Origin of the sequence: Burkholderia sp. TSV86 (genome assembly GCF_001522865.1) — a bacterium.
Classification (GTDB): domain Bacteria; phylum Pseudomonadota; class Gammaproteobacteria; order Burkholderiales; family Burkholderiaceae; genus Burkholderia.
In genome coordinates this window covers 1-15,999 of record NZ_LOWB01000064.1, presented here as the reverse complement: position 1 = coordinate 15,999, position 15,999 = coordinate 1, and the positions used below count along the sequence as shown (strand labels likewise).

Genomic DNA, 15,999 nt, shown 5'->3' with positions numbered 1-15,999 from the left:
GGCAGCTCGGCAACGTCAGCCAGGCCTGTCGCGTGATGGGTTACTCGCGCGACAGCTTCTACCGATTTAAGGAACTGTACGATCGAGGCGGTGAAGCTGCGCTGCAGGAGATTTCCCACCACCGGCCGCTGCTCAAGAACCGCGTGGATCCGCAGGTCGAGGCCGCCGTTGTCGAACTGGCCCTCGAATTGCCAGCCTACGGTCAGGTGCGTATCGCCAACGAGGTCCTCAAACGGCATGCTCTGTCCGTCTCGCCCCAAGGCGTCCGTAGCATCTGGTTGCGCCACGATCTGGAGACCATGCCGAAGCGCCTGAAGGCCTTGGAAGCCAAGTCCGCCCAGGAGGGGTTGGTGCTGACCGAGGCGCAGCTCGTCGCGCTCGAACGAGCCAAGCACGAGAAGGAAGTGCACGGCGAATTCGAGTCCGAATGTCCGGGCTACTGCGGCGCGCAGGATACGTTCTATGTCGGCAGCCTCAAGGGCGTCGGACGTGTCTACCAGCAAACTTTCGTCGATACCTACTCGAAGGTTGCGTTCGCCAAGCTCTACGATCGCAAGACACCCTTGCCGGCGGCGGACCTGCTCAACGATCGCGTTGTCCCGTTCTTCGACGGCTTCGGCATTCCGCTGCTACGCGTGCTGACAGACCGCGGCACCGAATACTGCGGCAACCCCGAGCATCACGAATACGAGCTGTATCTGGCCTTGGAGGACATCGACCACACCCGAACAAAGGCCAAGTCGCCGCAAACCAACGGGATCGTCGAACGGCTGCACAAGACCATGCTCAACGAGTTCTATCGCATCGTCTTCCGCAAGAAGATCTACGACTCGATCGCCACCTTGCAGACGGACCTTGATGCGTGGCTCGACCAGTACAACAATGAACGAGAGCATCAGGGGCGCTGGTGTTACGGCAAGACGCCGATGCGCACTTTCCTCGATTCGCTCGATCTCGCCAAGGAGAAACTCATCCCCCATTGACGACTCGTACTTTGTCGGCCCGACTACCTGTCAGATCAAGTCCCGGCTAATACATCTTATCGTATGCGAACTGAATGCCGGTACGGTTTCGTTGCGCGCCCAGTCGCGTTGCAGCTCACAGAACAGTTGGGCAACGCTGATAAGCTTGCCGCCCGCCTGTTCGATACGACGCAATGCGGCTTCATGCGCCGCAACAGATGTGCCGCCGACCGCGTCGGCGACGACGAATACCTCATAGCCTGCCTTCAGCGCATCGAGCGCCGGAAACGTTAGACAGGCTTCTGTCCACAGCGCAGTTATGATCAATTTTTTGCGCCCCGTTGCCTCGACGGCCTCGCGAAATTCGACGTCTTCCCACGAGTTAATGCTCGTGCGATCGTAAGTCGGGTAATCGCCCAGCACGGCACGTAGTTGCGGGATAGGCGGCTTGTTAAGGCCGGTCTTCACATTAACCGTTGAATGGATGATCGGCAGTTTATAAGCAACGGCAGCGTTCGCAGCCCCCACAATGTTGTTGACCAGGAGTTGGCGATCCATCGACGCGATGGAATTCACTTGGACCGGCTGATAATCAATGATGATAAATGCCGCATTTTTCGGCGTGAGCAGAGGGTCATCCGCCGGATCGCGAATCGGTTCGCTTGCCATGGTAGCCTCCAGAAACAGTGTAAAAAATTGATAAATAGTCCAAATTATCAATGCATGGCTCGTATGCGACAGAGAGGAAACCGTGCGGTTTTTTCCCCCTGACTGCCGCAAATATCCAATTGCGGCAGCGCGGGAAGCAAAAACACCAGGCTCGAGTAACCCGGCAACGCGCCGCGCACACCGCCGCGTTGCGCTCGATCACCAGCGATCTGTCCAGGCCGATTCAGTGCTCCCGGAACAGAGCTGATCGCATTGCTCAATATCCTATTCCTGGAACAATTTGACGCCCATTACCGTCAAATGCCATCAGTGTTCTATAAATGGAACAATCATGGACGATCTAAACGACCTCTATTACTTCGCGAAAGTGGTCGAGCATGGTGGATTCACTCAGGCCGGGCGGGTGCTGGGCGTACCAAAGTCGACACTGAGCCGGCGCATCTCGGAACTCGAGGCACACTACAATGTGCGGCTGCTGCAGCGAACGACACGTCATTTCGCTGTCACCGAAACCGGGCGCGAGTTTTACGAACGCTGCATCGCCGTACTGGTGGAGGCGGACGCGGCGCGCGAGATCGTAGAGCGTCAGCATGCCGAGCCGCAAGGCATCGTGCGCGTCAGTTGCCCAACAGCACTACTCGAGTATCGCGTCAGTGGCCTGCTGGCGCGCTTCATGGCCATTCACCCGAAGGTGCAGGTACACCTCGATGCCACCAATCGCCGCGTCGACCTATTGAGCGAAGGTCTCGACCTCTCGCTGCGCGTGCGCTTTCCTCCGTTGGAGGACAGTAACCTTGTCATGCGAGTCCTCGGGGATAGTCCACAGCGGCTGGTTGCCGCTCCGGGCTTACTGAGAGGGCGCGACTTGCTGACAGATCCCAACGAATTGACCGGCCTGGCGAGCGTCGATTGGGGGCCGCCGCGAAACCACATATGGCAATTGGCAGGGCCGCATGGCGAGGAAGCGCAATTGCGCCATCACCCCCGTTTCATCACCGACGATATGCATGCGCTACGCGATGCCGCGATCAATGGCGTCGGAATCGCCCAACTGCCATGTATGGTCGTTGAAGACGACTTGCGCAACGGCACCCTTGTCGACGCGCTGCCGGGCTGGGCTCCCAAGGGAGGCGTGATTCATGCGGTATTTCCGTCCCGGCGCGGTCTTCTACCCCGTGTACGCTTACTGATCGACTTTCTGGCAGACCATATTCAGAGAGACTGACACGAGGAGTCCTGAAGACGTGCGTCAGCCTCGTCGATGCCAACGCGACACAAGCGAAACCATTCTCTTGCCGCTCTCACGGCTCAACCGCAAGCGCCAATTTCGCCGCATGCCGTGCAGAAATCGCAGCCATCCTTACGAATCACCGCATTCGCGCCGCACGAATTGCATTTTCGGCCGAACATCGTGCGTGGTTCGATCGATTCGCGCAAACGCCCTGTCACGTCATTGCCGTCCGCTCCGGTTCGAAGCGGCGGCGTGGCGACATCCGGCTTCGGCGCAGCAGCAGCCGCGTCACGCGATAACTGAGCAAGCAATCGCGACGGCACCTGATTGCCTTGCGCATCGAGAAAACCGCGACGATGCAGGATCTGCTGGATCGCATATGCAAGTGCCGCGACTTCCGAGTCGTGCCATAGCGGAATGCGCCGGCCGTCGAGCCGCTGTGTTTCGCCGAGCCGCACCTGCCCGCGATCCCACGACACCTTGCGCATGTCCTGCAAATTCCGCGCGACGAAACCGCCGCGTGCCGCAAGCGACAGCGAGCGCATCGTCGCCGTGATCCACTGCTGTGACTCATCGCGCTGGCCCACCGGAATGAAAAACTCGATCGGCCGTTCGATCGTCACTTCCTCGCCACCGATCGATCCGGTCACTTCGAGAAACGACACCGCCACATAAATCGATTTCTTGCCCAACTGCGTCATATATTCGACCTTCTCGATCACCGCGGGCAATTCCCCCCTCGGCCGGTGATCGATTGCAATCTTGAGCGGATCGAGATCCGTATCGGCGAGCGCCTCCGCGGGCCCGTCCGTATGCAGCACCGCCCCCAGCGTCTCGTTCGGCCGGTACGTTGCCAGCCCCTTCAAGCCGCGCTTCCATGCATCGAAATAAAGGCTCTCGAAATCGTCGAACGGGTAATCGGCCGGAACATTGACTGTCTTTGAGATGGACGTGTCGATGTACGGCTGCACCGCAGCCATCATCTCGAGATGGTCATGCGCGGACATTTGCAACGCGCTGACAAAGCAGTCCGGCAGCGCATCGGCGTCACCGCCCAACTCCCGATACAGCCGGTATGCGTAGTCCTCTACCGGAAACGTTTGGCGACTGCCGTCCGCCATGATCTTCGTGCGCTGATAACTCCACGAAAACGCCGGCTCGATGCCGTTCGACGCATTGTCCGCGAACGCGAGGCTCACGGTGCCGGTCGGTGCGATCGACAGCAGGTGACTGTTGCGAATACCGTCGCGGTGGATCGCTTGCTGAATGTCTTCGGGCAGACGTGATGCGAACGTGCCCGCTTGCAGATACTGGCCGGCATCGAACAGCACAAACGCACCACGCTCGCGCGCGAGTTCGACCGATGCACGATAGGCGGCATCGCGCATCGTGCGCGCGATGCGTGCTGCAAAATCGCGCCCTTGCTGCGAATCGTAACGCAAACCCAGCATCACCAACGCGTCGCCGAGCCCCGTGAAGCCCACGCCAATGCGGCGCTTCGCCTGTGCTTCGCGCCGCTGCTCGGGCAGCGGCCATAGCGTCACGTCGAGGACGTCGTCGAGAAAACGCACTTGCATGGCCGTGCGTTCGGCAAGCGCATTCCAATCGAACGCGCTCGTCGCACCGCGTAGCGAGGCGAACGGTTCGATAACGAAGCGTGTCAGGTTCAGCGGCCCGAGATTGCAGCAGCCATAGGCGGGCAACGGCTGCTCGCCGCACGGATTCGTCGCATGAATCGTTTCGACCGCGCGTAGATTGTTGTCGTCGTTCATTTTCGAGATGAACACGACACCCGGCTCGGCGATATCGTAGGTCGAGCGCATGATCTTGTCCCAGATCGCACGGGCGCGCTTTTCCGCATAGACCCACATGCCGTCGTCGCGCTGCCGCAGATCGCCCGCCGCGCGCAGCGCGGGCGACGGCTCCGCACGATGCACGAGCTGCCACGGCAAGTCCTGCTCGACCGCGTTCATGAATGCGTCGGTCACCGCGACGGAAATATTGAAATTGTTCCAGCGGCCTTTCGAATGCTTCGCTTCGATGAATTCGTGCAAATCCGGATGGTCGCAGTCGAGCACCGCCATTTGCGCGCCGCGCCGCGAGCCCGCACTCTCGACAGTGCGGCAAGACGCATCGAACACGTCGATATAGCTGCATGGCCCCGATGCGTTCGAACCCGTCGAATGCACATAAGCACCGCGCGGACGGATCGCCGAAAAGTTGTAGCCGACCCCGCCGCCGCGCCGCATCGTCTCGGCCGCCTGCAACAGCGCGACATAGATGCCGGGCAGCCCGCGCTCGTCGACGCCCTGAATGCAATCACCAACAGGCTGTACGAAGCAGTTGATCAGCGTCGCCGCAATCGGACTGCCCGCTGCGCTCATGATCCGTCCCGCGCCGAGCGCACCCTGCCGCAGATGCTCGATGAAGCGCGCCTCGATCTCCTGGCGCCGCGCCTGCGGCTCGGCCTGTGCGACGCCTCGCGCGACGCGGCGAAACACGTCGTCCGCGCTCCGCTCGTCACCTTTCGCGTATTTTTCCAGCAGCACGTCAATGGAGAACGGCTGTGGGGCGAGATGGGATCCGGCATCGATAGTCGCCATGAATACACCTCTATGCAGCACCTGCGAATGGATGACGCCCACCATGACGGTCATCGGGGCACGGTGAACGAAGCGGCACGCTGCCGCATTCGACGACCATAACGCACGCGAGCATCCGCCGCAATTGGCTCGCGTGCGAAGCTGCCGCATGAGTCTCGACAATCAAGCGGTTCACTGCGATAGCGCCCCGACCGGCGGCAAGCGCTGTGTGTCAGGAAACTGCGAGGAAACCGCGCAGGCGTTTCAATATTGTCGCTCAACGCGCGGCCGGCCGCTTGTCGTCGCTCAACAACCGGGCAAACGGCGCGGGTATTGGCCCATCCGCCGCAAGGCGCTTGCAACAGACCCCGCAGGCTGGCCCCGCGCGCAGCACGGTTCGCGCCATATTGCACACGCATCATGCTGGCGCGCTCGTCCAGCGGAGCAAGTCAGCGCGCGCGCGCGTCGAGCACAAACCCGATCGCGCCGATCACGACGACCACCGCGGCCAGTTCCGAATAGGCAAGCCGGTCACGTGTATCGAGCACGAGATAGCCGAGACCTGCGCTCACACCGAGCATCTCCGCCGGCACCAGCACGATCCACAGCACGCCGACCGCGAGCCGCACGCCGCTGAGCAGCGGCGCGGCGATCGCCGGCAGCACGATATGCCACACCAGCTCGATGCGCGTTGCGGCAAGGCTCTGACCAAGCTGGTGCCGACGCTTGTCGAGCTGACCGACACCCGAGGCAGTGCTCATCAGGATGGGCCAGAGCGCAGCGAACGCAAGTAGAAAGCAGATCGCGCGCTCGCCGATACCGAACGACATCACTGCGAGCGGCATCCAAGACAGCGGCGAAATCATCCGCAGGAACTGAAATGCCGGCGACAGCAACGTATCGAGCTGCCTTATGGCACCGATCAGGAGCCCAAACGGTACGCCCAGCACGAGCGCAATGCCGAGATCAGGCCGACGATCGCATGAATCTGCTCGGCCGCCGCGCTGCCGCGCCGAACCACAAGGCAATCCGGCAAGTACAACGCAACCCAGTCACCCGATCCGCTGCGAAACTCAAGGAAGCCGCAAGCAAGACCGACGGCATCCGGCACGGTGCAATCGTAGCGCTGCATCGGCTTGGCGGCAGCCTGTCGCGCCGGGTGCTGCACACGCGCGGGCGGCGCCGCCTCCGGCGTCAGCAGATGTGGAAGGTCTCGCATCAGAAACGCCGCATCGCCTTGGGCAAGCGGCACGCTTGCGCGGCCATCGGCGAAATGCAGCCAGCAGCGGCCACCAGGATCACGTGAAAACCCGCTTTCGCGTGACCGGCCGTCGATGCTTGCCAGCCGCCGCCGCAATACTGGCCAACGTGGAAAATCGAGCTGACAGGGTCCAGGCTCGACAGCAGCCAATCAATAATCTTGTCCGTATGCGTTCGCATGCGCCTCGCCCCTGTCGTATGCCGTCAGTCGAATATATTGATGAGTTCAACACGATAGCGGCATTGCGCAAGACGCCCAACCAAAGTTTCGTTGGACGCTTATGCACTACTGGGGAAATAAAAACCGGGGGCTGCGTCGAAACGCCCCCCGGTTTACCAATCGCACGCGCCGCCGCTCCAGCGGCGCGCTCGCGCGATCGATGGATGCACCGAAGTCAGAAGTCGAAGCCCGGCCCGCCCGCGCCGGGGCCGCCCGCCGGCGGCACGGGCGGCGCGTCCTTCGGCGCTTCGTGAACAGTCGCATCGGTCGTCAGCAACAGCCCCGCGATCGATGCGGCGTTCTGCAGCGCAGTGCGCGTGACCTTGGTCGGATCGAGCACGCCCGATTCGACGAGATCGCCATACTCGCCCGTCGCCGCGTTGTAGCCGAAATTGCCTTTGCCATCGGCGACTTTCGCGACGACGACGCTCGCCTCCTCGCCCGCGTTCGTGACAATCTGACGCAGCGGCTCTTCAAGCGCGCGCAGCACGATGTTGATGCCCGCTTTCTGATCCGCGTTCACGCCGGTCAAACTCGCGATCGCCTGCTTCACGCGAATCAGCGCAACACCACCGCCTGGGACGATGCCTTCTTCGACGGCCGCGCGAGTCGCGTGCAACGCATCGTCGACACGATCCTTCTTTTCCTTCACTTCGACCTCGGTGGCGCCGCCGACCTTGATCACCGCCACACCGCCGGCCAGCTTCGCCACGCGCTCTTGCAGCTTTTCACGGTCGTAGTCCGACGTCGCCTCGTCGATCTGCACGCGAATCTGCTTCACTCGCGCCTCGATGTTGACCTTCTCGCCCGCGCCGTCGATGACGGTCGTGTTTTCCTTGCCCACTTCGACACGCTTTGCGCGGCCCAACTCAGCAAGCGTCGCTTTCTCCAGCGTGAGGCCGGTTTCCTCTGCAATCACCTGGCCGCCCGTCAGGATCGCGATGTCTTCCAGCAGCGCCTTGCGGCGATCGCCGAAGCCCGGCGCCTTGACCGCGGCGGTCTTCAGAATGCCGCGGATATTGTTCACGACCAGCGTCGCGAGCGCCTCGCCCTCGACATCCTCGGCGATGATCAGCAATGGGCGGCCTGCCTTCGCCACTTGTTCGAGCACCGGCAGCAAATCGCGGATGTTCGATACCTTCTTGTCGTGCAGCAGAATGTACGGCTCGTCGAGTACCGCCAATTGGCGATCCTGATTATTGATGAAATATGGCGACAAGTAGCCGCGATCGAACTGCAGCCCTTCGACGACGTCCAGTTCGTCGGCGAGCGACTTGCCGTCCTCGACGGTAATCACGCCTTCCTTGCCGACACGATCGATCGCCTCGGCGATGCGTTGGCCGATCGACTCCTCGCCGTTCGCCGAAATCGTGGCGACCTGCGCGATTTCCTTGCTTGTCGTCGTCGGCTTGCTGATCTTCTTCAACTCCTCGACGGCAGCCGCCACCGCCTTGTCGATACCGCGCTTCAGATCCAGCGGATTGAGCCCCGCTGCGACGTACTTCTGCCCTTCGCGAACGATCGCCTGCGCGAGCACGGTGGCGGTGGTCGTACCGTCACCGGCCGCATCGCTCGTCTTCGACGCGACTTCCTTCACGAGTTGCGCGCCGATGTTCTGCACCTTGTCGGCCAGCTCGATCTCCTTTGCGACCGATACGCCGTCCTTCGTGACGACGGGCGAGCCGAAACTGCGTTCGAGCACGACGTTGCGGCCTTTCGGGCCGAGCGTGACCTTCACCGCGTTAGCCAGTAGATTGACGCCTTCAACGAGTTTCGAGCGCGCGCCGTCATGAAAAATGATTTCTTTCGCTGCCATGATCCGGTGCTCCCCATCAGGAATGGACGACTGCGACGATGTCTTCTTCGCGCAGTACCAAAAGTTCGTTTCCGTCGACCTTCACGGACTGGCCAGCATACTTGCCGAACAACACGCGCTCACCGACCTTCACGTCGGGCTCGACGCGCTTGCCATCGGTGTCGCGCCGGCCGGGGCCAACAGCGATGATCTCACCCTGATCGGGTTTTTCCGCCGCGCTATCCGGGATGACGATGCCCGAGGCGGTCTTGGTTTCCTGATCGAGTCGCTTGACGATAACGCGATCGTGTAGCGGACGTAGGCTCATTCTCACGTTTCCTTATCGAAATTGTTGGCACTCGGGTTGGGTGAGTGCCAATCAGGTGTCGAGTATAGAAACGTGCCGCCGATCGCTCCAATAACGGATTTTCAAAAACTTATCGATGAATGGCATTAGGAGCCGGCGCCGCTTGACGGACCGACGTCCGGCTCAATTCGTACCGGAATCGCCCTGGCGGCCGTCGAATCAGTTCGAACGGCATGCGCAAGGATGTGTTCGGATACCTGATAGATCACATCCCGCCCCTCCGCACAGCCGACAGCGCGGCAAGAAACACCATCGCAGCCCGCAAACCGACTAATCGCACGCCGATCCGCGTGCCGGTTCGAGGACGGCGCCGATCGCATTGGATCATCGGCCGTCTGCCGCCACATCGGCGTCTCGCCGCACCGTCCCCCATCGCGCTAGCGCGCGCCGACCTTGCGCTGCCGCCACAGACACAGCAGATCGCAGCCGATATGCGCGGCCGCGAGCGCGGTAATCTCGCTCTGGTCATACGCGGGTGCGACTTCGACCACGTCCGCGCCGACCAGATCGATACCGCCGAGCCCACGCACGATCGCGAGTGCCTGTGCGGACGACAATCCGCCCGCCACGGGCGTACCCGTGCCCGGCGCAAACGCAGGATCGAGACAATCAATATCGAACGTCAAATATGCGGGGCGGCTGCCGACGATTGACTCGATCCGCTCAACCGTCGCACGCGGCCCATGCTCGTGCACCCATGCAGCATCGAGCACGTTGATGCCGAGAAAATCATCGTTCCACGTGCGAATGCCGATTTGTACCGACGTCTTCGGATCGATCAGCCCTTCCCGGACCGCCTTGTAGAACATCGTGCCGTGATTGAGGCTGTCGGGCTGATCATCAGCCCAGGTGTCGCAATGCGCATCGAAATGGATCAGCGATAGAGGCTTGCCATGCTTGCGCGCATGCGCAATCAGCAATGGATAGGTGATGTAATGATCGCCGCCGAACGTCAGCATCGTCGCACCCGATTGCAAGATGGTCTGCGCATGCTCGACGATCGCGGGCTTGATCGACAGCGGGTTATGGGCGTCGAACCAGCAATCGCCATAATCGATCACGGCGAGATCGTCGAATGGATCGAAACCCCACGGATACGGATGCAATTCCGCGAGTTGCACGCTCGCCGCGCGCACCGCAGCCGGCCCGAGCCGCGCGCCCGAACGGAATGTCGTCGCGAGATCGAGCGGCACGCCGGATACGACGACATCGGCACCTTCCAGCTCGCGCGTATAGCTGCGCCGCATGAACGACAGCACGCCTGAATAAGTATTTTCGATTGACGAGCCGTAGACGGACGAACGACGGATCGCGCCGTCGCCATAGAGTGTGTCAGCCATGGGATGACCTGATGAGAAACCGGCCCGGCGGTGACGCGGCGCAAACCGCGCAACGAGTGAGCCGGCAGTCGGATTCATTGGGAACGCAGCGGCGCGTCGACGCGCGCCGCTGCGGTGGCTTGCGAATCCTTTAGCGCAGCCGCACGAGCGTCGACTTCAGCTCGGTGTACTTCTCCAGCGCGTGCAACGACTTGTCGCGGCCGTTGCCCGATTGCTTGTAGCCGCCGAACGGGAAATTCATGTCGCCCCCTTCGTCATAGCAATTGACCCATATCGTGCCGGCGCGCAAGCGCCGCGCCACCTCGTGCGCGGTCGTCAGATTCGCTGTCCATACCGCCGCGCCCAGCCCGTATTCGCTGTCGTTCGCGATACGCACCGCATCGTCGAGCGAATCGAACGTGATCATCGACAGCACCGGCCCGAAAATCTCCTCGCGCGCGATCTTCGTATCGGGCGTCGTATCGAACACGGTCGGCTCGATATAAAAACCGCCGCTCGCCTCGTTCACGCGCGCGCCGCCGAACACCAGCTTCGCTTCGCTGCGGCCCGCGTCGATATAGCTGAGCACGCGGTCGAGCTGAACCCGATCCACGATCGCGCCCATCGAGACGGCCGGGTCGAGCGGATTGCCCGGCGCATACGCGCGCGCCGCCGCGGCGAGTTTCTCGACGAACACATCCTTGATGTCGCGATGCACGAGCAGCCGCGAGCCCGCCGTACACATCTCACCCATGTTGTAGAAGATCGCGCCGGCCGCTGCTTTCGCGGCCCGGTCGAGATCCGGGCAATCGGGCAGCACGATGTTCGGCGACTTGCCGCCGAGTTCGAGCCACACGCGCTTCAGATTCGATTGGCCTGCGTACTGCATGATCAGCTTGCCGACCGCGGTCGAGCCGGTGAACGCGAGACAATCGACGTCGCCATGCAACGCCAACAGCTTGCCGGGCTCGCCGCCGCCCGGCAGCACGTTGAACACGCCGGCAGGAATGCCCGCTTCGTGGGCAAGCTGCGCGAGCCGGATCGCAGTGAGCGGCGATTTCTCCGAAGGCTTCAGCACGACGCTGTTGCCGGCAGCAAGCGCAGGACCGAATTTCCATGACGCCATCAGGATCGGAAAATTCCACGGCACCACCGCGGCAATCACGCCAAGCGGCTCGCGCGTGACAAGCCCGACGAGATGATGATCGGCTGGCACCACCTCGCCCCCGATCTTGTCGATCGCCTCGGCGAACCATTCGACGCAGTAGGCGGCGCCCGGCACGTCGACCGTCGTGGTATCGCCGATCGGCTTGCCCGCATCGAGCGTTTCGAGCAACGCCAGTTCATCCAGATGCTCGCGAATCAGCGTGGCCCAGCGAAGCAGCTTCGCCTTGCGCTCACGCGGATTCAGGCCCGCCCATACCTGCGCTTCGAACGCGCGGCGTGCCGCGGCAACCGCCGCATCCACGTCCGCTGCGCCGCAATCGGCGATCTTCGCAAGCACTCGGCCATCGATCGGGCTCACGCAATCGAACGTCTTGCCGGACTGCGCGTCGCGATAGGCGCCATCGATAAATGCTCGGCCTTCGATCGCGAGCGACGCAGCCTTGTCCTGCCAATACGCCAAAGTCTTCTTTTCCATCGGGATGCCTCATCAGGTTTAACTCGCCGCGACGATTCCGCTTCGGCGCTGCAACGGTGAATGGCGTCTGCGTGCCGTCAGAACGTGGGGGGCGAATTCGCCGACACGACTTCACAGACGTCATCCGCACTGGGGTTACGAAAACGGTGCGGCAAACGGCTTTCGAAGTAGTAGCTGTCGCCGGGATCGAGCAGCCAGGTCGTGCCGTCCACGGTCAGCTCGATCTGCCCGGACACCACCACGCCACCTTCATGCCCCGCATGCGTGAGCATTTCCGGGCCGGTGTCGGCCAGCGGCTGATAGACCTCGCGCATGATGCACATATTGCGGTCCTTCACGCCCGAGCCGGCCAGATAGAACTCGATCGTCCCATTGCCGAGGTTCGGCATCTCGTTGCGGCGCGAAACGACCGAACGATCCTCATCGACCTCGAACGTGAAAAATTCCGCCAGGCTCATCGGAATGCACTCGAGCAATTTCTTCAGCGATCCTACCGAAGGGCTGACGCGGTTTTGCTCGATCAGCGAGATGGTGCCATTCGTCACGCCGGCGCGCTTAGCAAGCTCGCGTTGTGACAAGCCATGCTTCTTGCGGACGTGGCGCAGGCGGGTGGCGACTTCAGTGGACGTCGATAGAGATTCCGGCACGATGGATAGAGATCGGTGACAGTAATGAACGGGAACCGAGGGGCGGGCCGAGATGGACGGCACACGTGTCGAATATTCTAATCACTTTCGATTATTTTCCGTCGGTAGAAACCCTGCAAGCCGTTCGAAATAATGGACACCGAAACGACCTGGCTTGCCCCGAGAAATGCGTGTTTTTTGCATAAGACAAACGTGCCATATCAGGGAAGATCCGGCCATAAAGATTTTAGAAAAACGTTGACGCCAATTTTGGCTCGTATATGCTGGTTCCCAGGTCAGCGTCATGCCATCGTCACACATCGTGATCGCATTATGACGGTATCCGAAGCATTTGACGGATGACGATCATGCCGCCGCCCCGCCGCCCCGATTTATTAAACACCCAAGGTGTTCAATTGAACGAGGCGTCGAATACTTTCAACGTCACCAGTCGAGTGTAATCGTGAGAGTCCGTGGCCCTCTGGTAAGGTGGGATCGAAGTCAAGTGGCGTGCCGTTTGCGCCAAGACCTCGCTCTGCCCAACGGAAGCAGCGGCGCGTCAGCTCCTCGCCTGCTTCCATCCGTCTTCACTATCCTGTCCCGTCGCTCGGTACGACGTCATAACGCCGTCTCCGCACGCGCCTATATCGCCGTGCATACCGACGAAGTCGCTTCGCTATTGCCATAGCGCCTCCCACTTTCTGACAAGGTCCGCTGCGAACGTGCGCCGCGCGCCCGATCGGCGTGCGGATGCACATCGCCGGTGCGCATGCGTTCGATGAACGTCGGTGCACCGCGCATCCGGCAGCAGCCCCTGAATCATTTCGTCGAGCGTTATGCGGCTGCCGGGCGACCGCCTGCGCATGCCTGCCGCGCCCCCTTTATTTACGGCTTTGCTTGCTATGCAAAGCCGTGGGGCTCTGTCACGCCCGCGATCCGGCGCCTGCCGTCAGGTTGATCGCCATCCGGGCATGAATGGAACGTAAAAGTCATGCAGAGAAAACCACTGATCGGAATCACTGCCGACAAAACAATGATCGGCGTGCATCCATCGCATGTCGTCGGCGAGAAATACATCACGGCTATCGTCGATGGCGCCGATGCCGTTGCAATGCTGATCCCGGCGCTCGGCACACGGCAAACGGCCGACGACATCATTGCCGCCGTCGACGGCCTGCTCTTCACCGGCAGCTACTCGAACGTCGAGCCGCATCGCTACGGCGCTCCCCCGAGTGCGCCGGACACGCTGCACGATCCCGCCCGCGATGCGACGACGCTGCCATTGCTGCGCGCGGCGGTCGATGCCGGCGTACCCGTGCTCGCGATCTGCCGCGGCCTTCAGGAAATGAACGTCGTGTTCGGCGGCACGCTGCACCAGCAGGTTCATGCGGTCGACGGCTTTGCCGATCACCGCGAAAACAAGCACGACATGCTCGACGCTCAGTACGGGCCCGCGCACGCCATCCGGCTCACGGCAGGCGGCTTGTTGCAGCGCATTGCTGGCGGCGTGGCCCACGCGCAGGTGAATTCGCTGCACAGCCAGGGCATCGCCCAACCGGGCGCCGCGCTCGCGGTCGAGGCGACGGCGCCGGACGGATTGATCGAGGCAATCAGCGTGCCCGGCGCACCGGCTTTTGCGCTTGGCCTGCAATGGCACCCGGAATGGAAATACGCGGGCGATCCGCTTTCAAGCGCGATCTTCCGAGCATTCGGCGCCGCATGCCAAGAACGGATGCTCGCCCGAATGCGCAACGACGCCGACCAGCCGCCCGTGCGCCCGATTTGCGCATGAGCCGGCCGACCCAACGAGAACAATCATGAACGAAATCGACGAATTCCTGAAAAAGAATCGGATTACTGAAGTAGAAGCCATCATCCCCGACATGGCGGGCATCGCGCGCGGCAAGATCATTCCGCGCAGCAAGTTCGAAACCGGTGAATCGATGCGGCTGCCACAAGCCGTGATGATCCAGACTGTCACCGGCGAGTATCCGGAGGACGGCACGCTCACCGGCGTGACCGACCCCGACATGGTGTGCTTGCCCGACGCATCGACCATTCGCCTGATTCCATGGGCGGTCGATCCAACCGCGCAAGTGATCCACGATTGCGTGCATTTCGATGGCACGCCCGTCGAAATCTCGCCGCGCCGTGTGCTGCGCCGCGTGTTGGAACTGTACAAGGCGAAGGGCTGGAAGCCGGTGATCGCACCGGAACTCGAGTTCTATCTGGTCGACATGAATAAAGATCCGGATCTGCCGCTTGCGCCGCCGGTCGGCCGCACCGGCCGGCCGGAAACGGGACGGCAATCCTATTCGATCGAGGCAGTCAACGAGTTCGACCCGCTCTTCGAGGACATCTACGAGTACTGCGAAGTACAAGATCTCGAAGTGGACACCTTGATTCACGAGGTTGGCGCCGCGCAGATGGAAATCAATTTCCTGCACGGCGATCCGCTGAACCTTGCCGACCGCGTGTTCCTCTTCAAGCGCACGGTGCGTGAAGCCGCGCTGCGTCATCATATGTATGCGACGTTCATGGCCAAGCCGATGGAAAACGAGCCCGGCTCGGCAATGCATGTACATCAAAGCATCGTCGACGAGGAAACCGGCCAGAACATCTTCACCGCGGCCGACGGCAGTCCGACCGAGATGTTCTACGCATATATCGCGGGCTTGCAAAAATACACCCCGGCGCTGATGCCAATCTTCGCGCCATACATCAACTCGTATCGGCGGCTGTCGCGCTTCATGGCCGCACCGATCAACGTGCAGTGGGGCTACGACAACCGCACCGTCGGTTTCCGGATTCCGCACTCGTCGCCGATGTCGCGCCGTATCGAGAACCGGATCCCGGGCGTCGACTGCAATCCGTATCTGGCGATCGCGGGCACGCTCGCGGCCGGTTATCTCGGCATGACCCAGCATCTGAAACCGACCGAGCCGCTTGTCAGCGACGGCTACAGCCTGCCGTATCAGCTCCCACGCAATCTGGAAGAAGGCCTGACGCTGATGACATCGTGCGGGCCGCTCGCGGAAATGCTCGGTGAGAAATTCGTGAAGGCGTATCTCGCGTTGAAGGAAACGGAATACGAGGCGTTTTTCCGCGTGATCAGTTCGTGGGAACGCAAGCATTTGTTGCTGCATGTCTGATCCGACGCGCAGCCATATTGATACAGGAGTCAAGATGAGTTATCAATCGAACGAATCGGCGTTGGTGCGGCCCGCCGCGAACGCCCAAGCCGAACAACGCACGAGCGCCGAATACCGCGCGCTGGACGCCGCACACCACCTGCACCCGTTCTCGGACATGGGCGCGCTCAACCG

The 15,999-nt window shown here is 61.6% G+C and carries 14 protein-coding genes and 1 pseudogene; 5 read left to right on the top strand and 10 right to left on the bottom strand.

The annotated features are described in order from the left end of the window. Positions 1-983, top strand: a 983-nt coding sequence (locus WS68_RS09275) for an IS481 family transposase (protein ID WP_059570515.1), incomplete at its 5' end; no start/stop codon positions are given. Positions 984-1,013: 30 nt separating this feature from the next. Here the strand turns inward: WS68_RS09275 and WS68_RS09270 are convergent. Continuing rightward, the gene (locus tag WS68_RS09270) at positions 1,014-1,631 is read right to left on the bottom strand and encodes a hydrolase (RefSeq protein WP_059570512.1); all 618 of its coding nucleotides are present in this window, start codon (positions 1,629-1,631) and stop codon (positions 1,014-1,016) included. Positions 1,632-1,962: 331 nt separating this feature from the next. Between WS68_RS09270 and WS68_RS09265 the strand changes: the two genes are divergently transcribed. Further along, entirely contained in the window at positions 1,963-2,856 is an 894-nt protein-coding gene (locus WS68_RS09265) for a LysR substrate-binding domain-containing protein (RefSeq protein WP_059570511.1), read from the top strand. Between the two features lie 83 nt (positions 2,857-2,939). Here WS68_RS09265 and WS68_RS09260 read toward each other — a convergent pair whose 3' ends face one another. From WS68_RS09260 to WS68_RS09225, 9 genes and pseudogenes are all read right to left on the bottom strand, one after another. Then, a complete protein-coding gene (locus WS68_RS09260; RefSeq protein ID WP_059570514.1) occupies positions 2,940-5,465 on the bottom strand; it encodes an adenosylcobalamin-dependent ribonucleoside-diphosphate reductase in 2,526 nt (841 codons plus the stop codon). A gap of 428 nt (positions 5,466-5,893) precedes the next feature. Further along, a pseudogene (locus WS68_RS09255) lies at positions 5,894-6,409 on the bottom strand (ABC transporter permease); the annotation flags it as partial. Beyond that, positions 6,367-6,696 carry a cupin domain-containing protein gene (locus tag WS68_RS28815; RefSeq protein ID WP_231752978.1) on the bottom strand — a complete coding sequence of 110 codons (330 nt, stop codon included), beginning with the start codon at positions 6,694-6,696 and terminating at the stop codon, positions 6,367-6,369. The pseudogene WS68_RS09255 and the gene WS68_RS28815, both read right to left, overlap by 43 nt. Beyond that, a complete protein-coding gene (locus WS68_RS28810) occupies positions 6,663-6,884 on the bottom strand; it encodes a hypothetical protein (RefSeq protein WP_082709912.1) in 222 nt (73 codons plus the stop codon). Before WS68_RS28810 ends, WS68_RS28815 begins: the two co-directional genes overlap by 34 nt. 215 nt (positions 6,885-7,099) lie before the next feature. Then, entirely contained in the window at positions 7,100-8,740 is a 1,641-nt protein-coding gene (groL, locus tag WS68_RS09245) for a chaperonin GroEL (RefSeq protein WP_059570510.1), read from the bottom strand. A 16-nt stretch (positions 8,741-8,756) separates the two neighbouring features. Then, positions 8,757-9,047, bottom strand: coding sequence for a co-chaperone GroES (groES, locus tag WS68_RS25930; RefSeq protein ID WP_082709911.1), 291 nt, complete (start codon positions 9,045-9,047; stop codon positions 8,757-8,759). A 416-nt stretch (positions 9,048-9,463) separates the two neighbouring features. Then, positions 9,464-10,426 carry an agmatinase gene (speB, locus tag WS68_RS09235; protein WP_059570508.1) on the bottom strand — a complete coding sequence of 321 codons (963 nt, stop codon included), beginning with the start codon at positions 10,424-10,426 and terminating at the stop codon, positions 9,464-9,466. A gap of 130 nt (positions 10,427-10,556) precedes the next feature. Next, complete coding sequence (locus tag WS68_RS09230) at positions 10,557-12,047, bottom strand: aldehyde dehydrogenase (protein WP_059570507.1); 1,491 nt, start codon at positions 12,045-12,047, stop codon at positions 10,557-10,559. A 77-nt stretch (positions 12,048-12,124) separates the two neighbouring features. Next, positions 12,125-12,694, bottom strand: a complete 570-nt coding sequence (locus WS68_RS09225) for a cupin domain-containing protein (RefSeq protein WP_059570506.1) — start codon at positions 12,692-12,694, stop codon at positions 12,125-12,127. Between the two features lie 442 nt (positions 12,695-13,136). Between WS68_RS09225 and WS68_RS28805 the strand changes: the two genes are divergently transcribed. From WS68_RS28805 to WS68_RS09215, 3 genes are all read left to right on the top strand, one after another. Further along, on the top strand, positions 13,137-13,361 hold the full coding sequence (locus WS68_RS28805) for a hypothetical protein (RefSeq protein ID WP_082709910.1): 225 nt from the start codon (positions 13,137-13,139) through the stop codon (positions 13,359-13,361). A 303-nt stretch (positions 13,362-13,664) separates the two neighbouring features. Next, positions 13,665-14,465, top strand: coding sequence for a gamma-glutamyl-gamma-aminobutyrate hydrolase family protein (locus WS68_RS09220; protein WP_082709909.1), 801 nt, complete (start codon positions 13,665-13,667; stop codon positions 14,463-14,465). Between the two features lie 25 nt (positions 14,466-14,490). Next, positions 14,491-15,825: a glutamine synthetase family protein gene (locus WS68_RS09215; protein ID WP_059570505.1), complete on the top strand. Its 1,335-nt coding sequence runs from the start codon at positions 14,491-14,493 to the stop codon at positions 15,823-15,825. Positions 15,826-15,999: the final 174 nt, after the last annotated feature.